Origin of the sequence: Nocardiopsis tropica (genome assembly GCF_042660575.1) — a bacterium.
In the GTDB taxonomy this organism is placed as follows: domain Bacteria; phylum Actinomycetota; class Actinomycetes; order Streptosporangiales; family Streptosporangiaceae; genus Nocardiopsis; species Nocardiopsis tropica.
Genome location: NZ_JBHSUF010000011.1, coordinates 54,913 through 74,344, shown reverse-complemented (window position 1 = coordinate 74,344; position 19,432 = coordinate 54,913). Strand labels below are relative to the sequence as shown.

The window sequence follows — 19,432 nt, the reverse complement described above, 5'->3', positions numbered from 1 at the left end:
ACGGGTCACCGCCGGGGGACCAGGAGCTTCCTCAGCCGCTCCGCGATCTCCGGAACGTCCACCAGCTCTCCCGTGGTGACGGCGATCACCAGGTCGTAGGACGCATCCTGGTCGACCGGGCCGAAGCCCTCTCCGTTGAGCCGGAGGAACGCCCTGGCACTGGTCCAGGCGAGCCTCTTGTTGCCGTCGGACAGCGGGTGCCCGATGAGCACCGACTGCATGAGGGCGGCGGCCTTCTGCCACAGGGCCGGGTACGCGTCTTCCCCGAACACGGTCGTCTGCGGACGCAGCAGGGCGGCCTGGAGCAGGCCGACGTCCCTCATGGCCGCGGTGGCGGGCAGGACCGCCTGGATGATCACGGTGACGTCGGCCCTCGTGAGGTAGTGCGTCACTCGGCCAGCCTCGCCAGGAGTTCGGCGTCCTCCTGGGCGATGTCCAGGGCGTACCGGCGCACCCTCTCGGTCTGGCGGCGCGCGAGGTACTCCCTCACGGCGAGCACGACCTCGGAGTTCACACTGGTGCCGTCCTCCTCGGCCGCCTCCTTGATGCGGGCGTGCACGTCCTCCGGGAGGCGCAGATTCATGTTCATACGAACACGGTACCCAGGAGTGGTACCGAAGAGCGGTACTACCGGGCCCCGGACTCCTGGGCGCGGTGGTGGCGTGCCACCGCGTGGAAGGCCTCCTTCGGCGTCCATGCCGCCGGGTCGTCGGCGGGGGCCCGCACGAGGCCGAACCCCGCCATGTCCAGGTCGTACTCCGGGTCCTCGCTGTGCGGGAACCCGGGCATGGCGAAGGTGAACACGAAGGCCCCCTCCACGCCCCGGTCCTCGTACAGGTCGAGCAGTTCGGTGAGGTAGCGCGCCTGGACGCCCTCGTCGCGCACCGTGCCCCGGCGCAGGCGCGGCGGGTCGGCGAACCAGTTCACGGCGAAGAACGAGCCCGCGCCCCGGAGGCCGGCGCCCTCGTACGCGCCGCACCCGAACTCGGTGACGACGAACGGGCGCCCGGCCTCGTGCACGCGGGCGTCGAGGACCTCCGCGTAGGCGGCGTCGTCGGTGCCCGCCCGGTACAGGTTCGTCCCGGCGACGTCGAACACCGACCAGTCCACCCGCTCCCACCCCGCGGCGCCGTAGGTGAGGGGGCCGTGGAAGCGCTCGCGCGCCACCGCGGCGGTGGTCGCGAGCAGGGTGTGGAGCCTGCGGTTCACGCGGCGGGAGAACAGCCTGAGCAGTCGGGGGCGCCTGATGATCTGGAGCCGGGAGAACTCGCCGGGGCCGGGGAGCAGCCCGCGGACGGTCAGCGAGAACTCGGTGCCGACCATCAGGGTGACCCGGCCCGGCCGGGCGGCGCGCAGCCCCTCGGCCATGTCCGCCACGGCGGCGAGGTGGGCGACCAGTTCGGCGGGCGTGCGGCCGTCGTGCCGGGGGCGCACCCACACGTCGAGGCCGGCGGCCAGGGCGGCCCCGGCCGCCGATTCCAGCTGTCCGACGTCGTCGCCGATCAGCAGCACGGCCGTGCAGCGCAGGTCCTCCCGGACGGTGCGCATGTCGCGCTCGGCCAGACCGGCCGGGAGGTGGTCGGTGTGGTACGAGACGCCTCTGATGTTCACCCGGCCATCCTGTCAGCCCCGGAGGGAGGAGAGGGGGCGCCGGCGCCCCCGTCAGGCCGCGGGTGGGCGGACCATGCAGTACGCCGAGGGGGCCCGCGGGTCGCTGAGCACCCGCACCACCTGGAATCCGTACCGCTCGTAGTAGCCGAGGTTCGCGGGGTTCGTCGTGTCCAGGTGGACGGGGACGCCGTCCGCGTCGGCCCTCGCCAGGCCGGCGCGCAGCAGCTGCGAGCCCACGCCCGTCCCGCGGGCCCCGGGGTCGGCGCCCAGCAGGGCCAGGTACCAGTGCGGCTCCTCGGGGACGTCCGCGCGCAGTTCACCCGTGTACCGCGCGATCTCGGGGATCCGGGAGAGGCCGACCAGTCGGGACCAGTGCGGCAGCGACCGCAGCGTCACCGCGAACCCCTCGGGGGCCGCGCCGGGCGGCGCCCACAGGGCCGCGCCCCGCACCACCGGGCCGCGCACGGAGTCCTCGCGGCACTCGGCCACCGTGGTGTAGCCGCTCGGGACGTAGCCGAACCCGGCCAGGAGCGCGCAGGCCCGTGCGGTCCGCGCCATGCGCCGCTCCTCGGTCGGGAAGAACCAGCGGAAGAACGGGTCCTCGTGGAAGGCGCGCCCCAGGAGCCGGGCCACGGCGGGGACGTCGTTCATGTTCGCGGTGCGAAGGGTCCGCGCCGCGGCTGCCGTGGGGCTCACGGGGGTGCCTCTTCCCTCTCACGGGACTCCGGTCAACGCTCATGGTAGATCCCGCGAACATTCCGGGTGCGGCGTTTTCCGAGGAAGTCCCCGACCGCCCCGCGGGCCCCGCGCACGGTCCCCTCCGGCCCCGCGGAGGCTCAGGAGGGGTCGCGGACCAGGTAGTAGTGGGTGCCCGCGTCCTGGCTCTCCACCTCGCGGGACACGCGGAAGCCGAACCGCTCGTAGAAGCCGACGGTCTTGTCGTCGAGGGTCTGGGTGAACACGGGGATCCCCTCGGAGTCCGCCCGGTCCAGGCCGTCGGAGAGGAGGCCGCCCGCCACACCGGTGCCGGACGCCACGGGATCCACGCCCAGGGTGGCCAGGTACAGGTGGGGTTCCTGGGGAGCGGCCAGCTTCCACTCCGCGAACACCCGCACGAACGCGGTGAGGCGCGCCCGGCCGATCAGCGGGCCCCAGTGGGGCCAGGTGCGCAGCGAGACCAGCTGCCCCTCGGGGTTGGCCTCGGGCGGCGCCCACAGGGCCGCGCCCCGCACCACCGGCGCGGACTCCGGGTCGTCCCTGGTCTCGGCGACCCGGGTGCCGCCGGCGGGGACGTAGCCGAACCCGGCGGTCAGGGCGAAGAAGCGCCGCGTCTTGGCGATGCGGAGTTCGTCGTCGGGGAACAGCCAGCGGAAGAACGGGTCCTCGTGGGCGGATCTGCTCAGGACCCGGGCGATGCCGGCGACGTCGTCCATGGTGGCGGGGCGGGCTGCGGAGGTGACGGTCGGGCTCATGCGCACTGCTCTCTGGTAGGGGGCGGCCTCACGCACATGGTAGATCACGGAACCATCACGGCAGCGCCTCGGCGGGTGTGGCGCAGGCCTGTCCGGACACCGGCTGGTCGAAGACGTGGGCCCGCACCCAGGCGTGCATCGCGATCGCGGCCGCCGCGCCGGCGTTGATCGACCGCGTCGAACCGAACTGGGCGATCGACAGCACCGCCCGGCACACCTTCCGCACCTCCTCGGACAGCCCCGGACCCTCCTGCCCGAACACCAGGACGGCGTCCCTCGGCAGCGGGTAGGTCTCCAGCGGCACGGCGCCCGGCAGGTTGTCGATCCCGATCAGGGGGAGCCCGCGCTCCTCGGCCCACGCCACCAGGGCGTCCGTGTCGGGGTGGTGGTGGACGTGCTGGTAGCGGTCGGTGACCATCGCCCCCCGCTTGTTCCACCTGCGGCGGCCGACGATGTGGACCGCCGCGCACCCGAACGCGTTGGCGGTGCGTACGACCGAGCCGATGTTGAAGTCGTGCGACCAGTTCTCCACGGCGATGTGGAAGGGGTGGCGGACGGTGTCGAGGTCCGCGACGATCGCCTCGCGCCGCCAGTACCGGTAGCGGTCCACGACGTTGCGGCGGTCGCCCCCGGCCAGGAGGTCGGGGTCGTAGTGGTCGCCCTCGGGCCACGGTCCGGACCAGGGGCCCACACCGACCTCGCGTGCCTCGTCCTCGCCGTTGCCGTCGGGCGCGTCGGACGCGACCGAGGAGGGGAGGGTGGCCTGGGGTGCGGGATGCTCGTTCATCCGTTCCAGCTTACGAACCCCCGGCGCCTCCTCGGCGGGGCGCCGCCGACCCCTCGGCCGCCGCTCCGCCGGCCGCTCTCGGGGCGGTCACCGGGTCTGTGGCCGGATCAGGCCCTCAGCCGCCGCTCCGCGGGCCGCTCTGCCGGCTCCGTGCGACGAGGAGGGCCGCCGCGCGCCAGCCGAGCATGGCCGCGGCCAGGAACAGGGACGTGACGACGACGAAGCTGAACGGCGCGCCCTCGCCGGTCAGCAGGCGCAGCACCATCCCGCCCGCCACCGTCACGGCCCACACGAACAGGCCGACCGGCCAGATCCGGTCGGGGGCCCTCCAGCCCAGGGTGACCGCCCACCCCAGGACCGTCCCGGCCAGGAACGGCCAGGCCGTGCCCCAGATCCCCGCGAGGGCGGTCCCGGACTCGTGGTCGACCCTGCCGATCACGACGAAGACGAGCACACAGACCAGGTCGGCCGCGAAGGCGAGCGGCGCCGCATACGAACGCATGCCACCAGGCTAACGGGCCGGCCGGAACCGTTGCCGGTGGGGTGTGAGGGCCCCTGACCTGGGTGGTCCCGTACCCGGAGCCGAACCTCGCCCCAGGGACAAGAGCACCGGGAGGGGCCGCCAACCCTTCCGGTCAGTACGATCGGGACCCGCCCCCGGCCCGCCGGGCGGGGCCGCGGCGCCCGCGGAGCCGGCCCGTGCGCCGGGCGGGCGGAGAAGGGCGAACCCGCCCGGCCCACGGGGCATCGACATAGGAGGGGACGGCCCCGGGGCCGACCCCGGAGCGTCCCGGACACACCCCCACCGAGTCACAGATCGGCCGTGGAATGCCCCCTTCACCGCTCCCCGCGGACCCCGCGCCACCCCCCGGCACCCCCGCCGGGGTGCACCCCCTCACCGCCGGCGAACCCCGCCGCGTGGGCCCCTACCGCGTGGTCGGCCGGATCGGCTCGGGCGGCATGGGCACGGTGTACGCCGCACTGGACGACCACGACCGCCCCGCCGCGGTCAAGCGCGTCCACCGGCCCTTCGCGGGCGACGCCGAGTTCCGTGCCCGGTTCGCCCGCGAGGTCGCGCTGGTCCGCCGGGTCAGGTCCGCCGGAGTGCCGCGCTTCCTGGGCACCGACACCGGCGCGGAGGTGCCCTGGCTGGCCACCGAGTACGTCGCGGGCCCCGTCCTCCACGAGCACGTCGGGCGCTGCGGCCCGCTCACCGGGCCCACCCTCACGGTGTTCGCGGCGGATCTCGCGGAGGCGCTCGCGGCGATCCACGCGGTGGGCGTGGTGCACCGGGACCTCAAGCCGGGCAACGTCATCCTGTCCTCCGACGGGCCCAAGGTGCTGGACTTCGGCATCGCGCGGGCGGCCGAGGAGACCGCGCTGACCCGGACCGGCGGCCTGGTCGGCACCCCCGGCTGGATCGCCCCCGAGCAGTACGCGGGCCAGGACGCCACCGACCGCTCCGACATGTTCGCCTGGGGCGCGCTCGTCGCCTTCGCCGCCACCGGCCGCCACCCCTTCGGAGCCGGGGGGACGGACACCACGGCCTCCCGGATCCTCCACGACCCCCCGGAGCTCGACGGTGTCCCCGCCGGGCTCCGGGAGCTCCTGGCACGCGCCCTCGACAAGGATCCCGCGCGCCGGCCGGGGGCGGCCGGGGCGGCCCGGGAGGCCGTGGCGCTCCTGCCCGCCCCGGCGCGGACGCCGGGCGGGGCGCGCGGCCGGTCCGACGCCGCGGACGCCGCGCGCCGGGCGTGGACCGGGGTCCGGACACCGGAGCCCGGGATCGACGAGTGGAGCCGCCACGCCCCTCCCGCCCGGCCCTGGCCGTTGCGCGGGCGCCGCCCGGCGGTGATCGGCGCGGCCGCGACCGTCCTCGTCCTCCTGGCCGGTGCGGGGGCCGGCGTCCTGCCGTCCTCCGGGGGACCGGAGGGGGAGCCCCCCACCGGCGGCGGGGAGGGCGTCCGGACCGCCGGGTCCGGTGCGGCCGCCGGCGCCGAGGACCTGCCGGAGGAGTACCGCGACCTGTACGAGAACGGGCGGATGACGGTGGCGCCCCACGCGGGCCCGGGGGTCGTCCGGAGGCTGGAGCCCGCGCCGGGCGAGCCGGGGGAGGGGCTGGACCAGCTGCGCGTCACCTTCGCCGATGCCCGGTACGTCGGCTCGGAGACGGCCGGGTTCGAGTTCACGGTCGGCGTCGAGTACCTCCCCGCGTTCGGCAGCCTGCGGATCGACAACAAGGACTTCGTGCACACCGAGGAGGCCGGGGCGGTCGGGGAGGGGCCGGAACTGGCGTTTCCGAGCACCGCGGGCGTGCTCGCGGAGGTCTCCCCCGAGGACCCCGAGGCCGAGTTCACGGTGACCTTCCTCGGCGGCGACCGGAGGGGGGTCGTCTACTACCTGCCGGACGGGGCCGTGGACGACGGGGACCCGGTCTCCTGGGGGCAGCCGGGCGGGGTCTGCTACGAGGCGGTGACGCCCGAGGTGCCCGGGCTGCCCGAGTCCGTCACGCTCGCCGCGCACGAGCCCCCGGACGACGCCACCGCGCACAGCTGCGCCTTCACGGGAGAAGCGGAGGACCTCGGATGAGGCACGGAGGCGGAGGACACGGGGTGACCGCTGCCCAATCCCCCGCGTTCGACCGGAACCGCCTCCCCCACGGCGTCGATCCGCCCGCCAAGGGGGATCCGGAGACCATCGGTTCCTACCGCGTCGTCGGACGCGTCGGCACGGGGGGCATGGGCGCCGTCTACGCGGGCGTCGACCCGGCCGGGGGCTGCGCGGCCGTCAAGGTGATCCACCCGCAGTTCGCGGTCGATCCGGTGTTCCTCGCCCGGTTCGCCCGCGAGGTGGACCTCGTGTCCCGGGTGCGGGCGACGTGCACGGCGGCCTTCTACGGCGCGGACGTCCGGTCGCCGACCCCGTGGATGGCCACGGAGTACGTGCCGGGGCGCACGCTGCGGCAGCACGTGCGGGAGCGGGGGGCTTTGGACGGCGGCCTCCTGCTGGCGCTCGCGGTGGGGCTGGCGGAGGCGCTCGCGGCGATCCACGCGGCGGGCGTGGTGCACCGGGACCTGAAGCCGGGCAACGTGATCCTGTCGCCGGACGGGCCCAAGGTGCTGGACTTCGGCATCGCGCGGGCGGTCGACGCGACCGCGCTGACCCGGACCGGCGGCCTGGTCGGCACACCGGGGTGGATCGCCCCCGAGCAGTACGCGGGCGAGGACGCCTCGGAGCGCTCCGACATGTTCGCCTGGGGCGGGATGGTCGCCTTCGCCGCCACCGGCCGGAACCCGTTCGGGACCGGGAACCAGGAGGCCCTGATCCACCGCACCCGCCAGGAGGAGCCCGACCTGGACGGGGTCGCGCCCGAACTGCTGGACCTCGTGCGGCGGGCGATGGACAAGGACCCGGGCCGGCGTCCGACCGCGGCACAGGCGCTCGCCGAGCTCACCGGGGGGTGGAGCGCCACCAGGGTCCGACCGGCCGGACGGGAACTGCCGACCCTGGTCGTGCCCGACCTGATCGCCACCGAGTGGAGGGGCGTGGACGCGCCCGGGACGCGTCGGGTACGGCGCTTCCGCACGGGGAGGGCGCTCACCGCGGTCGGGGCGGCGCTGCTGGTCCCGGCGCTCCTGGCGGTGTGGATGTTCGCGCGCCCCGATGCCCGGGACGACGGCGGGACGGCGGGCGGGACGCCCCCCGGCCAGGAGGGCTCCGCCCCGACCGCCGACACGGGGATCTCCGTGGAGGACGGCCCGGGGAGCGTCGCCAGGGCCGTCGACCTGGCGCTGGGGGCGTCCAGCTTCGACGCGTACTCGAGCACGGTCACGAACCAGCCGGGCGGATACCCCACGCGGTTCAGGTACACGGAGGACCCCCGGCCCCTGTACCAGCGCACCTCCTGGGGAGGCCCGGCCCTCAACGAGCTCCTGGTGGTCGGAGAGGGGCCGGACGACACCGTCCACCGGTACACCCTCTACGACACGGAGACCCAGGGCTTCCCGGACCGGGGCTACTTCCGGGGCGGCGAGGGCCTCGGGATCGACCCCGACCGGGGTGCGCTGGTGGAGGACCTCGCGTGGATCGCGGAGTCCGGCGCCGAGGTGGAGTACCTGGGCGAGCGCGCGCTCCCGGTCGGCGAGGACGACACCACGGAGGACGTGGCGGACCTGAGCGGGCTGGTCGGTCGGACGGGACACCACTACAGCGGGTCCTACACCAGGGAGCTCGTGGACACGTACGACGACACGAGCTACGGGGAGCACGACCACACCTTCGAGGTCTGGCTGGACGGGGACGGGTACCCGCTGGTCTTCCAGAAGTACTACGAGTGGGAGGACCCGGGGTGGGACCCGGTGCCCACGACGACCACGGTCACGTATGTCTCGTTCAACGAGCCGGTGGAGATCAGGGTCCCCGGCGAGGACGAGATCGCCGCGTCCCAGGCGGAGGCGGTGGAGCCCCAGTACTGACGCCGGGTCCGGCCCGCACCGTGCGCGCCCGGGCCCCGGCACGCGTATCGCCGGGGCCCGGGGCGTCCGCTACTCGCCCCGGAGGTTCTCCTTGAGGAACTCCACCTGGAGCAGCATCAGGTTCTCCGCGACGGTCGGGTCGGACGGGGAGTGCGTCACCCCCGACAGCGGCAGCACCGTGTGCGGGCGGCCCGCCGCCATCAGGGCCGACGACATCCTCTGGGTGTGCGCGAACGCCACGTTGTCGTCCGCCAGGCCGTGGATCATCATCAGCGGGCGCTCCAGCTTGGCCGCCTCCTCCAGGAGCGAGCTGCGCACGTACGCCTCCGGGCGCTCCTGCGGGGTGCCCAGGTAGCGCTCGGTGTAGTGGGTGTCGTACAGCTCCCAGTCGATGACCGGCGCGCCCGCCACCGCCGCGTGGAACACGTCCGGGCGGCGCAGCACCGCGAGCGCGGCGAGGAACCCGCCGAACGACCAGCCGTGGATGCCCACGCGCGCGGTGTCCAGGAAGGGGAAGCGGGCCGCCGCGTCCCGCAGGGCCGCCACCTGGTCGTCCAGCACCGGCGCCGCCAGGTCGAGGTGGATGCTCTGCTCCCACTCCACCCCGATCCCCGGGGTGCCGCGGCCGTCCGCGATGAGCACCGCGAAGCCCTGCTCCGCGTACCACTGGGCGGTCAGGTAGGCCCCGCGCGCGTTGAGGACCCGCTGGGCGTGCGGTCCCCCGTAGGGGGCCATCAGCACGGGGAGCGGACGGAGGTCCTCGCGGTACCAGGACGGCAGGACGAGCGCGGTCGGGATCCGCCGCTCGCCGGCGCGCCAGAACTCCACCCTCGGCTCGGGGAGCTCCGGCGCCTCCGCGAGGCTGGGGATCTCGGAGTACGCCCGCCGCGTCTCGGTGTCGGCGTTGCGCACGACCACGGTGCGCACCCCGGCGAAGTCCATCGACCGGTGCTGGACGACGAGGGTGCCGCCGCGCAGCCTCCCGGAGCGCAGGCCGCTGTGGGCCCCCGAGTCGGCGGACCGGGAGCAGCCGTGCCCGGGGACCTCCACCGGCGCCGACAGGCCGGTGGCCAGGTCCACCAGCCACAGGGACACGTCGCCGGGGCTCCCCGCGGGCGAGCCCGTGTAGAGGACGCGGTCGCCGTCCACGTCGACGACCCCGCGCACGTACACGTCGGCGGGGCTGACGGGCGTGCCGCCGACGTACACGCGCCGCTCACCGGGCCCGTCGGGCCCCTCGGGCCCGCGGGCGATCCACACCAGGTCCCCGGAGGCGGTGTGGGCGGGCACGCCCGGCATCAGCTCGACCCACACGCCGTCGGTGTCGGTGCGCACCTCGGCGACCAGGCCGGTGGCCGGGTCGGCGCTGAGGAGGGTGAGCGAGCGCTGGCCGCGGTCCTGCGCGGTGAGGACGACGGTGGGGGTGCCGTCGGGGCCGGTGGTCCAACCGACGGTCGACAGGTAGGGGAAGGCCTCCCGGTCCCACTCCACCCAGGTGGGGGAGGGGCGGCCGTCCCGCCGGTACGCCCCCGCCGAACCGACCGGGAACACGGCCAGGCGCACGTCCGCGTTGACGCCCCCCGCCGGCGGGTAGCGCAGCGCCGTCGGCTCCTGGCCGGGGCGGCCGGGGTCGGAGACGTACCAGGTGTTCACCGCGGACTCGTCCACGCGGGCGACGGCCAGCGAGGAACCGTCCGGAGCCCACCAGAAGCCCCGGTAGCGGCCCATCTCCTCGGCGGCGACCAGCTCGGCCAGACCCCAGGTGACGTGGTCGCCGTCGGGCTCGGCGACCACCCTGTCGCCGTGGTCGGACTCGGCCGCGGCGACGTCGATGACGCGCACGGCCCCACCGCTGACGTAGGCGACGCGGTCGCCCGCCGGACTGATCCGCGGGTCCACGACAGGGGTGGCCGCGGGCAGCTCGCGGGGCGCGCCGCCGTCGCCGACCAGGTCGACGTAGAACAGCCGCCCGGACAGGGTGAAGACCGCCCTCGTGAAGGCGTCGTCCACCGAGTAGGACACGATGCCGCCGCCGCTCTCGCGGAGGCGCTCACGGCGGGCCCGCTCCTCCGGGGGGAGGTTCTCGTCGTCGGCGCCCAGGGCCTTGGGGTCGGCGACCACCGACTCGGTCCCGGCCTCCGTCTCGTGCACCCACAGGCACGTGCCCGTGTCTACTCCGTCGCGCCCCCGGAGGAAGGCGACGCGTTGTCCGTCCGGCGAGATCTGGAACGCGCGCGGAACACCGATCGTGAAGCGTTGGGTACGGGCCTGTTGGCGAGGAAAACTCATAGGGGGATTGTGTCCCATGCCGCGCCCGGGCGGGGGCGCGTCCCCTCCCCACCGGCCACGACGCGCGGAGGTCCGCGCCGGGCGGCGTCCCGGGGGCCGCACCCGCCCCCTCGCGCCTCAGGAGGCCTCCGGAGGCCGCTGGGGGGTGCCCCGCGCGTGCCGCGTCCCCGCCCCCGTGCGCCGCAGGAGGCGCGCTCCGGCTCCGCGCCCGCACCCCGTCGCACCGGGCGGGGTTCCGGACCCCGGTCGGACACGGGTGTGTGAAGGTCACGCCATGTCGTGATGCGACCGGTATCGTTCGCTATGTGACTGACAGGCGACTGATGATGGTGCACGCGCACCCCGACGACGAGAGCATCGTCACGGGTGCGACGCTGGCGAAGTACGCGGCCGAGGGGGCCGGCGTCACCCTGGTGACCTGCACCCTCGGTGAGGAGGGCGAGGTCATCCCCGACGACCTCGCGCACCTGGCCGCCGACCGCGACGACACCCTGGGCAGCCACCGGACCGGCGAGCTGGAGAAGGCCTGCGTCGCCCTGGGCGTGCGCGACCACCGGTTCCTCGGCGGCGCCGGCCGCTACAGGGACTCGGGCATGGCGGGCGGTTCCGCCAACGACCACCCGAAGGCGTTCGCGGGGGCCGACCCGGAGGCCGCCGCGACGATGCTCGCGGAGATCATCCGCGAGGTCAGGCCGCACGTACTGGTCAGCTACGACGAGTACGGCGGCTACGGGCACCCGGACCACGTCCAGGCGCACCGGATCACCCGGCGCGCGTGCGCCCGGGCCGGTGAGCGCTCCATGGCGGGCACGCCCTGGCAGGTCGGCAAGCTCTACGCGATCGCCCAGCCGGTGTCCGTGATCGAGGCGTCGATCGCGCGGCTCAACGAGGAGGCGGGCCCGTTCACGCCGCCCGCCCAGGTGTCCGACATCGCGCGCGGCACCCCGGACGAGCTGGTGACCACGCGCGTCGACGCGGGGGCGCACTGGGCGGCGAAGGCGATGGCCATGCGGGCGCACGCCACGCAGATCACCGTGGACGGCGGGCGGTTCGCCCTGTCGAACGGCATCGCGCAGGAGATCGACGCCGTCGAGTACTTCACACTGCTGCTGGGGCCGGCGCCGCGCGTCCGGCCGGGGGAGTACGAGACGGACCTGTTCTCGGGGCTGTGATCCCGGGCGGTCCGGGCGACCGTCTACCCTCGTCTGCTGTGAGCACACCTGAGTCCACCGGGGCCGGAGAGCGGAGACCGCCCCGGACGTCCCTGTCGCCGCTGCTGACCGCGGCCACCTTCGCGGTCCTGCTTCTGCTCGGCGCCCTCCTGGGCCTGCTGTCCACGACCGGCGCCGGCTGGCTCACCCGCTACTGGGACGCGGGCCGGCCCGCGACCCTGCTGTCGGTGGCGGGGCTGGTGGCCTTCCTGGCGCTCCTGTACGGGGCGGGCCGCCTGTGCGCGTGGGGGACCCGGGGCCCGTCCGGGGCGGTGGCCTTCGCGGTGGGGTTCCTGGCGGTGCTGATCGCCCTGGTCAGCTACCTCCCCGGCGGTGACGCCGTCCTCAGGAACCACCTCATGCACAACGCGTACATGTTCGGGACGATGCTGGTCCTGGCGATCTCCGTGGTCCGCAGCGGGATCTTCCTGCCCCCGACCCCGCAGGGCGGCGCCCGGCCGCAGGAACGGCCCCCCGCGGGCGCGCACCCGCCGAACGGGGACTGACCCCGGCGTCGGGCCGTACACGGGGAGAGGACCCCGGGGATCGCCCCGGGGTCCTCTCCCCGTGTACGGGCTCAGGCCCAGAACTGCAGCAGGAGCTCTCCGTAGAAGGCGATCCCGGGGAACACCGGATTGGGCAGGACCAGGTCGAACAGGCCGTACACCAGGTTCACCATGACCTCCCTGACCCCGGGGAACCACAGGACGGCGAACACGGCCACGGAGCCGAACAGGGCGTTGCGGCGGGCGGCGGGGACCCACGGCGCGCGGTGCGCCGCCGCGGCCAGCACCTCGAAGCCGTCCAGGCCCGGGACGGGCAGCAGGTTGACGAGGGCGGCGGTCAGGTTCGCGAAGGACAGCAGCGCCATCGCGGCGATCGCCCAGTTGGTGGTGTCGTTGCCGGGGGGGACCAGGACGGTCACGACGGCGGCGAGGACCGCGGACAGCAGGAGGCTGGCCAGCGGGCCGGCGAGCGCCACCGCGGCGCGTCGGCCGCGCGACGGGATGCGGTCCCAGTCGACGTAGGCGGGCGGCCCGGTCATGCCGAAGGCCCCCAGGCCCAGGTAGAGCGAGGGCAGCACGAGCCCGGCGAAGGCCTGCTCGTAGGCGAACGGGTTGAGCCTCAGGTAGGCGCTCCCGCGCAGCGAGCGGTCCCCGGCCAGGTAGGCCGCGAGCGCGTGCGCGAACTCGTGGACGGCCGAGGAGACGATCCACCCGAGCAGGATGAGCAGGGGCGGGATCAGCGGGGTGACGCTCGCGCCCTCGGCGGCCCAGTCGAGTTCGACCGCGCGCCAGGAGAGCCAGCCGGCGAACCCCGTGAGCCCCAGCAGCAGGACGAACACCGGGCTGGGCAGGAAGTCGAGCCGGCTCGGGGCCGGGGCGCCCTCCGCGGGCGCGCCGTCGTCCCCGGGGGGGTCCTCCGTGTCCGCGGTGTCCCCGCCGGGCCCGGGAGCCCCTGTGCCCCCCTCCCCGGAGGACGCCGGTTCGTCGTCGTCCCCGCCCAGGTCGGGGCGGTTGAGGGCGCCCTCGGGCATCCTGTCCCACGGGTCGACGCCGGGCGCCTCGTCCGCGCCCCGGTCGGGTCCGGGCGCGTCGGTCGTCTCCGCCTTCTGGGGCGGTTCGGGCGTGGGCATGGTGCTCCTGCTGGTCGCGGGTGGGTCGCGCTCCAGATTAGGCCCTGGGCGGGACCCGTGCGCAGCGGGTGCGGCACAGGGGGGCGGGGCGGCGCGGGGGCCTACACGACCGCCCGGGGGGCCACCGCCGACTGGTGCAGGCACGCGACCGCGAAGGCGCGGCCGGGCGCCGTCAGCTCCCGGTGCCCGGCGCCGTCGTCCTCGCCGAGCAGGCCGAGGGTCTCCAGCAGCCAGCACACCGCCATCACCAGCGCCCGCACCCGGTCCGAGGCGGCCTCGGCGGTCCGCCGGTGCGAGGCGGCGTGCCGGCCCGACGCGAGCGGCGGCTCCGGCGGCACCCAGCCCGACTCGGTCAGCGTCCTCTCGGCCGCCTCCACGTCCGACTCGCGCCGGCGCTCGTGCGAACCGCCGCCCTGCGGGGAGCGGGACAGCAGCATGCCCAGGAGCGTCTCCGCCGCCGCCTGCTCCAGTCCGCCGGTTCGGCACAGGGTCTCGGTGGAGGCCCGCCACAGCGCCTCGGGGTCCTCGCGCAGCTGCCGCCCGCGCCGGGTCAGGACGAGCCGGCGCCCCGAGCGGCGCACGGCGCGCATGCCCCGCAGCGCCTGGTGCAGGGCGATCAGCTGGGTCGCGTCCGTCTCGCTGCGCGGGGGTTCCGGGGTGGTCCGCCAACCGAAGTCCGCGCACATCTGGCGGACCACGCCCGGCGAGATGTAGCCGATCTGGGTGAGGGCGATGCCGTCGGCGGCGAGGTCCAGCAGCCGTTGCAGCGGCGCCATCGACCGGTCCGCCGCGCGCGGCACGTCCGCGCCGGCGATGATCTGCCCGACGAGCGGCCACAGCCGCTGCCGGTGCGGGTGCGCCGACGAGCTGAGCCACGCGCGGACCCGCTCCTCCCGCACCAGGTCCAGGTGGCTCAGGCCCCGCCGTCCCGGGCGGGTCAGGAAGGAGCGCGTGAACTGCTCCTGGGCCGGACGCCACCCGCGCTTTCCCGGCCTGACGTCGCCCAGGGAGATGGCCAGCTCCAGGGCGGCCGAGGTCTCGTCGCGGGCGCGGATCTCCGCGTCGCCGACCGCGGTGCCCCACGTGAGCTCGGGGAGGTCCGGGGGCTCGACCCCGGACTCCCACATGAGCCGCTCGTACATGGCCAGCCCCGCCGCGTGGTCCTCGGAGTAGACGGCGAGCAGGGAGGAGGTCTCCTGCGCCGAGCAGATCTGCGCGTACCGGTAGAGCTGGAGGAGGGAGAAGAGGCTGCCGAGGGAGCGCACGGCGAACAGCTGCTCGTCGGCGGAGTCCTGGAAGCGGACCGGGAGCTCGAACCAGCAGAACCGCTGGACGGCGTGCTGGTTGAGCCTCTCGAGCTCCTGGTCCGGCGCCAGGGCGTCCAACGCCGCCCGTGCCGTGTCGGCGGCCCGCTCGTCCCGTCGGGCCAGCTCGGCGAGGGCGGACGCTACTGCTTCGCGCATGACGGGCGCTCACCACCTCCCCGCGTACCCGCGCCCGTCCGCGCGGTGTTCCGCGGGGGGCGCGTTGTCTCGTTCGTCTGTCCCCGGGAGGGTCGGGCCGGGACCCGCTCCGGGACTGTGCGTCTCCTACCCCGCACGGGGCGAAGAATGCCTGTGCTCAGGCACGTGTGGACGCCGGGACCGTCCGGCCCGCAGCGGGGCTCAGGCAGTCCTCGGGGGAGGACCGCCGCGGCGGCGCGGGGGCACCGGCGGAACGACGCGGCTGGCGGCGACGGCCGACTCCTCGACCTCCACCGCGGAGCCGTCGCGCCGGCGCACGGTGATGACGCCGCCGTCCCAGGACTCCACGACCCCGACGATATCGGTGAACCCGCCCCCGGGGAGGGTTGTGCGTACGGAGACCCGGCGGCCCACGTCCTCCGGGGTTATCCGGTGGACGAGACGTCCTCCCATGTGCATCGAACGAGCCCCCCGATTGTGCGCAGGTTGTTCTTCGCCGCCATACTAGGAGGACGACATCTGTGCCATTTGCTTGCAGAGCCCGGGAGCAGGGCATAGGCGCCCGCACGCCGAACCCGGTCCGGGGTTCTCAAGGTCCCCGCCTCCCCCGTGGAAAGCGGGGGTGAGACAAGGAGTACGACGTGACCTACGTCATCGCGCAGCCCTGTGTTGATGTGCTGGACAAGGCGTGCATTGACGAGTGCCCCGTGGACTGCATCTACGAGGGCGACCGCATGCTCTACATCCACCCGGACGAGTGCGTCGACTGCGGTGCGTGCGAGCCGGTCTGCCCGGTCGAGGCCATCTACTACGAGGACGACCTGCCCGAGCAGTGGTCCGACTTCTACAAGGCCAACGTCGACTTCTTCGACGACCTGGGGTCCCCGGGCGGCGCCTCGAAGGTCGGCAAGATCGACCGCGACCACCCGCTCGTCGCGAAGCTGCCCCCGCAGGCCGAGTAGCCGCGCAGTCCGCGTTCCGGCCCGACAGGGGCCGAGCCGCCACCGCACCCCCCTGGCGCAGAGGGTGCGCGGGCGTGGGTCACCCGTGCGGTGACGTGTCGCGCCGACCCCCTCCGGCGGGTCGGCGCGATTGCTGTGCGAACCGAAACCGATGGATGGAGTGTGCACCGATGGCCGAGCGGCGACCCGTGGCGGACCGGCTCCCGACCTTCCCGTGGGACCGGCTGGCGCCGTACAAGCGCACGGCCGCGGCGCACCCCGGCGGCATCGTGGACCTGTCCGTCGGCACGCCGGTCGACCCGGTCCCGGCCTCCCTCCGCGAGGCCCTGTCCGACGCCTCGGACTCGCCCGGATACCCGCTGACCTGGGGAACGCCCGAGCTGCGGGCCTCCATCCGCGGCTGGCTGTCGCGCCGCCACGGCGTGGACGTCGCCGAGGGAGCGGTGCTGCCCACCGTCGGCTCGAAGGAGCTCGTCGCGTGGCTGCCGACCCTCCTCGGCCTCGGGGCGGGCGACACGGTCGTGCACCCCGCACTGGCCTACCCGACCTACGACGTCGGCGCCCGGATCGCCGGTGCGACCCCGGTCGCCTCCGACGGCCTGACGGCGCTGGGCCCGGCCCCGGCGGGACTGGTGTGGGTGAACTCGCCCAGCAACCCGACCGGGCGCGTCCTGGGCGTCCCGCACCTGCGCAAGGTCGTGGAGTGGGCCCGCGAGCGCGGGGCCGTGGTGGCCTCCGACGAGTGCTACCTGGACCTCGGCTGGGACGGCGCCGAACCGGTGTCGATCCTGCACCCGGACGTGTCGGGCGGATCGCACGACAACCTGCTCGCGGTGCACTCGCTCTCCAAGCGCTCCAACCTGGCCGGCTACCGGGCGGCCTTCGTCGCCGGGGACCCCGCCCTCGTCGGAGAGCTGCTGGCGGTGCGCAAGCACGCCGGGATGATCGTCCCCGCGCCCGTCCAGGCGGCGATGCGGGCGGCCCTGGACGACGACGCCCACGCCGCCGAGCAGAAGGAGCGGTACCGGGCCCGCCGGGCCCGGCTCCGCGCGGCCCTGGAGGGGGCGGGCTGGCGGATCGAGCACTCCGACGCCGGACTGTACCTCTGGGCGAGCCACCCCCGCCACGACGCCTGGGGCGCGGTCGCGCACCTGGCGGAGCGCGGTGTCCTGGTGGCCCCCGGCGACTTCTACGGCGCCGCGGGGGCGGGACACGTGCGGGTGGCGTTCACCGCCACCGACGAGCGCGTCGGGGCCGCCGTCGAGCGGCTGGCGGAGTAGCGGGACGGTCCCGGGGAACGGGCCCGGCGGCCGTTCCCCGGGACCGCTGCGGACGCACAGGGCCCCGGCGCGCGTTGTGGGTTCTGGCGATCCCCGCAGCACCCTGGATTTCAGGGAGTTGCGGGGATCGTGGATTTCGAGGGGTTGAAGGCGAGGTTTTCTTCGAGGCGCTGGACCGGGAGGACCGCAGTGTCCCGGGGGCTGCCCGGGCGGTCGGGGTGGGCCGCCACACGGCGGTCAGCCCAGGACCACGCGCCCCCGGGTGTCCTCCCCGGCCGCCGTCCACGCCTCGGCGCCGTCCAGGCCGTCCGACGCACGCCACAGCCGGTCACCGTAGGCGACGGAGGTCAGCCCGTACTCCTCGGCGTGCGCGACCGCCCACAGGGCCATGGCCCAGCCGAGGTCGCCGGTCCTCATCGCCTCGTCCGCGTTCAGGGGGAGCTCCGCCGGGTCCACGCCGAAGACCCTCGCCATCTCCTCCTGGGCGCCCGCCGTGTCCGCGTCGCCCGCCCGGAGGGCGTCCAGGCCCTCGGCGTCGTACCAGCAGGTCAGGCTCGGACCGAGCTCTCCGGTGGTCACCTCGGCCATCCGTGCCGACAGGGCCTCGTGCTGGTCGTAGGCGTAGCCGTCCGCGCTGCGCTGGACCGCCTGGGCGGCCTCGAACACCGGGATCTCCGACCAGTTGTTCACCTCCACCAGCTCGTCGTAGAACGCGCGGGTGGCGAAGACCGGGTCGAGGATCTCCTCCGGCTCGCCCCACTCCTGGGACGGCCGCTGCTGGAACAGGCCGAGGGAGTCCCTGTCGCCGTACTCCAGGTTGTAGAACGCCGTCTCCTGCCACACGGTCGCGAACGCCACGGTCACGGCCTCGGGCGGCAGGTCGCGGCTGAACGCCACCCCGCCCACCGTGGTCGCGCTCACCGCCTGGGCGATCTCCATCTCGTACTTGCCGTCGGACAGCTGCAGACGGCAGCCCGGATCGGGGGCCTCGACGGTGGTCTCGACCGGCTCGAACGTGTTCAGCACGTAGTACGCGCCCGCGACGAGGAGGCCGCACACGAGGAAGAGGGACAACAGGATCTTGACGAAGGCGGAGAGCCTCCGGCGCTTACTGGGCACAGGCGAACCAAGGGTCGGGAGCAGGTGGGGTGCACCACACGGAGAGGAACGTCACCCGTGCCGCGCGGGGCCCGCAGCGAGCCCAGGCCGCATTGTAGTCCGCACCGGGAGGCGGGACGGGGCGGATCCCCGGAGGCGGCCGGCACACACGGGCGGGGGGTACCCCCGCACCTTTCGCGAACCACTAACGTGTGTGCACATGACCAGCTCGTACTCCAGCCCGCTGCCCGACCAGATCGACGAACTCTGGGAGAAGCGCTCCGAACTCACGCCCTCCCACGCCGAGGCGCGCGAGACCATCACCGGCGCCATCGACCTGATCGACGAGGGCAAGGCCCGTGTGGCCTTCGTCGACCCCGCGACCGACGAGGTCGTGGTCGACGAGCGCGCCAAGCGTTCCATCCTCCTCGGCTTCAAGGTCCTGGACATGAAGGAGTCGCAGGTCGGCGACTTCCGCCACCACGACCGCATGCCCCTGAAGACCCGCTTCGACGGCGTCCGCGTCGTCGCGGGGGCGATCGCCCGCTGGGGCTCCTACCTCGCCCCCGGCGTCGTCCTCATGCCGTCCTTCACCAACATCGGCGCCTACGTCGGCTCCGGCACCATGGTCGACACCTGGGCCACGGTCGGCTCCTGCGCCCAGGTGGGCCGGAACGTCCACCTGTCCGGCGGCGTCGGCGTCGGCGGCGTCCTGGAGCCGCCGCAGGCCTCCCCGGTCGTCATCGAGGACGACGCGTTCCTCGGCTCCCGCAGCATGGTCGTCGAGGGCGCCCGCGTGCGCACCGGCGCCAAGCTCGGCGCGGGCACCATCCTGACCTCCTCCACGCGCGTGTTCGACGCCGAGACCGGTGAGGAGCTCGAGCGCGGCGAGGCCCCGGCCTGGTCGGTGTGCGTGACCGCGAACCGGACCAAGAGCTTCCCGGGCGGCGACTTCGGCATGCCGGTCCTGCTGGTGCTCAAGCGCCTCCAGGAGGGCGAGGAGCACGACAAGCTCGCCCTGAACGACCTCCTGCGGGAGCACGGCGTCAACGCCTGACGCGCGTCCGTCGGACCGGCGGGGCGCACGCCCGGCGGCACGCCGTCCGCGTCCGGCAGGGGCGCCCTCCGAAGGCGGGGGGCGCCCCTCG

Annotated in this window: 19 protein-coding genes; 7 read left to right on the top strand and 12 right to left on the bottom strand. The window is 74.7% G+C overall.

Translation table 11 applies throughout. From position 1 onward, the window contains the following. Window positions 1-5 precede the first annotated feature (5 nt). The 7 genes from ACFQBR_RS18770 to ACFQBR_RS18740 all read right to left on the bottom strand — a co-directional run bounded on the left by ACFQBR_RS18770 (window position 6) and on the right by ACFQBR_RS18740 (window position 4,372). Window positions 6-392 (bottom strand): type II toxin-antitoxin system death-on-curing family toxin, encoded by a 387-nt coding sequence (locus ACFQBR_RS18770; RefSeq protein ID WP_267948168.1) that lies wholly within the window; start codon window positions 390-392, stop codon window positions 6-8. After that, window positions 389-589, bottom strand: coding sequence for an Arc family DNA-binding protein (locus ACFQBR_RS18765; protein ID WP_267948169.1), 201 nt, complete (start codon window positions 587-589; stop codon window positions 389-391). The genes ACFQBR_RS18770 and ACFQBR_RS18765 overlap by 4 nt, the downstream gene beginning before the upstream one ends. 38 nt (window positions 590-627) lie before the next feature. Then, window positions 628-1,611: a hypothetical protein gene (locus ACFQBR_RS18760; RefSeq protein WP_344178854.1), complete on the bottom strand. Its 984-nt coding sequence runs from the start codon at window positions 1,609-1,611 to the stop codon at window positions 628-630. A gap of 51 nt (window positions 1,612-1,662) precedes the next feature. Then, window positions 1,663-2,307, bottom strand: a complete 645-nt coding sequence (locus ACFQBR_RS18755; protein ID WP_344178851.1) for a GNAT family N-acetyltransferase — start codon at window positions 2,305-2,307, stop codon at window positions 1,663-1,665. Window positions 2,308-2,447: 140 nt separating this feature from the next. Continuing rightward, window positions 2,448-3,083 (bottom strand): GNAT family N-acetyltransferase, encoded by a 636-nt coding sequence (locus ACFQBR_RS18750; protein WP_344178849.1) that lies wholly within the window; start codon window positions 3,081-3,083, stop codon window positions 2,448-2,450. Between the two features lie 55 nt (window positions 3,084-3,138). After that, window positions 3,139-3,870 carry a TrmH family RNA methyltransferase gene (locus tag ACFQBR_RS18745; protein ID WP_344178847.1) on the bottom strand — a complete coding sequence of 244 codons (732 nt, stop codon included), beginning with the start codon at window positions 3,868-3,870 and terminating at the stop codon, window positions 3,139-3,141. Window positions 3,871-3,985: 115 nt separating this feature from the next. Further along, on the bottom strand, window positions 3,986-4,372 hold the full coding sequence (locus ACFQBR_RS18740; protein ID WP_267948174.1) for a DUF3054 domain-containing protein: 387 nt from the start codon (window positions 4,370-4,372) through the stop codon (window positions 3,986-3,988). Between the two features lie 383 nt (window positions 4,373-4,755). Between ACFQBR_RS18740 and ACFQBR_RS18735 the strand changes: the two genes are divergently transcribed. Together ACFQBR_RS18735 and ACFQBR_RS18730 are read left to right on the top strand one after the other, a co-directional pair. Beyond that, window positions 4,756-6,459 carry a serine/threonine-protein kinase gene (locus tag ACFQBR_RS18735; protein WP_378553954.1) on the top strand — a complete coding sequence of 568 codons (1,704 nt, stop codon included), beginning with the start codon at window positions 4,756-4,758 and terminating at the stop codon, window positions 6,457-6,459. 23 nt (window positions 6,460-6,482) lie between these two features. Next, on the top strand, window positions 6,483-8,345 hold the full coding sequence (locus tag ACFQBR_RS18730; protein WP_344182232.1) for a serine/threonine-protein kinase: 1,863 nt from the start codon (window positions 6,483-6,485) through the stop codon (window positions 8,343-8,345). A gap of 69 nt (window positions 8,346-8,414) precedes the next feature. Here ACFQBR_RS18730 and ACFQBR_RS18725 read toward each other — a convergent pair whose 3' ends face one another. Beyond that, entirely contained in the window at window positions 8,415-10,634 is a 2,220-nt protein-coding gene (locus tag ACFQBR_RS18725; protein ID WP_267948177.1) for a S9 family peptidase, read from the bottom strand. 305 nt (window positions 10,635-10,939) lie between these two features. Here ACFQBR_RS18725 and mshB point away from each other — a divergent pair, with 305 nt between their 5' ends. Both mshB and ACFQBR_RS18715 read left to right on the top strand, forming a co-directional pair. Then, the gene (gene mshB / locus ACFQBR_RS18720; RefSeq protein ID WP_344182230.1) at window positions 10,940-11,806 is read left to right on the top strand and encodes an N-acetyl-1-D-myo-inositol-2-amino-2-deoxy-alpha-D-glucopyranoside deacetylase; all 867 of its coding nucleotides are present in this window, start codon (window positions 10,940-10,942) and stop codon (window positions 11,804-11,806) included. 38 nt (window positions 11,807-11,844) lie between these two features. Continuing rightward, window positions 11,845-12,351 (top strand): hypothetical protein, encoded by a 507-nt coding sequence (locus ACFQBR_RS18715; protein ID WP_267948179.1) that lies wholly within the window; start codon window positions 11,845-11,847, stop codon window positions 12,349-12,351. A 71-nt stretch (window positions 12,352-12,422) separates the two neighbouring features. Here the strand turns inward: ACFQBR_RS18715 and ACFQBR_RS18710 are convergent, their stop codons facing one another. The 3 genes from ACFQBR_RS18710 to ACFQBR_RS18700 form a co-directional block, all read right to left on the bottom strand. Beyond that, complete coding sequence (locus tag ACFQBR_RS18710; protein ID WP_344182228.1) at window positions 12,423-13,481, bottom strand: site-2 protease family protein; 1,059 nt, start codon at window positions 13,479-13,481, stop codon at window positions 12,423-12,425. A 101-nt stretch (window positions 13,482-13,582) separates the two neighbouring features. After that, on the bottom strand, window positions 13,583-14,944 hold the full coding sequence (locus ACFQBR_RS18705) for a hypothetical protein (RefSeq protein WP_267948181.1): 1,362 nt from the start codon (window positions 14,942-14,944) through the stop codon (window positions 13,583-13,585). Between the two features lie 201 nt (window positions 14,945-15,145). After that, window positions 15,146-15,403, bottom strand: a complete 258-nt coding sequence (locus tag ACFQBR_RS18700; protein WP_267948182.1) for a putative acetyltransferase — start codon at window positions 15,401-15,403, stop codon at window positions 15,146-15,148. Between the two features lie 182 nt (window positions 15,404-15,585). On the opposite strand from ACFQBR_RS18700, the gene fdxA reads away from it, so the two are divergent. Continuing rightward, window positions 15,586-15,906, top strand: a complete 321-nt coding sequence (gene fdxA / locus ACFQBR_RS18695) for a ferredoxin (protein ID WP_013154907.1) — start codon at window positions 15,586-15,588, stop codon at window positions 15,904-15,906. 170 nt (window positions 15,907-16,076) lie between these two features. Next, the gene (gene dapC, locus ACFQBR_RS18690; protein WP_344182226.1) at window positions 16,077-17,186 is read left to right on the top strand and encodes a succinyldiaminopimelate transaminase; all 1,110 of its coding nucleotides are present in this window, start codon (window positions 16,077-16,079) and stop codon (window positions 17,184-17,186) included. 237 nt (window positions 17,187-17,423) lie between these two features. Here the strand turns inward: dapC and ACFQBR_RS18685 are convergent, their stop codons facing one another. Then, window positions 17,424-18,305, bottom strand: coding sequence for a hypothetical protein (locus tag ACFQBR_RS18685; RefSeq protein WP_344182224.1), 882 nt, complete (start codon window positions 18,303-18,305; stop codon window positions 17,424-17,426). A gap of 199 nt (window positions 18,306-18,504) precedes the next feature. Between ACFQBR_RS18685 and ACFQBR_RS18680 the strand changes: the two genes are divergently transcribed. Next, entirely contained in the window at window positions 18,505-19,341 is an 837-nt protein-coding gene (locus ACFQBR_RS18680; protein ID WP_267948185.1) for a 2,3,4,5-tetrahydropyridine-2,6-dicarboxylate N-succinyltransferase, read from the top strand. Window positions 19,342-19,432: the final 91 nt, after the last annotated feature.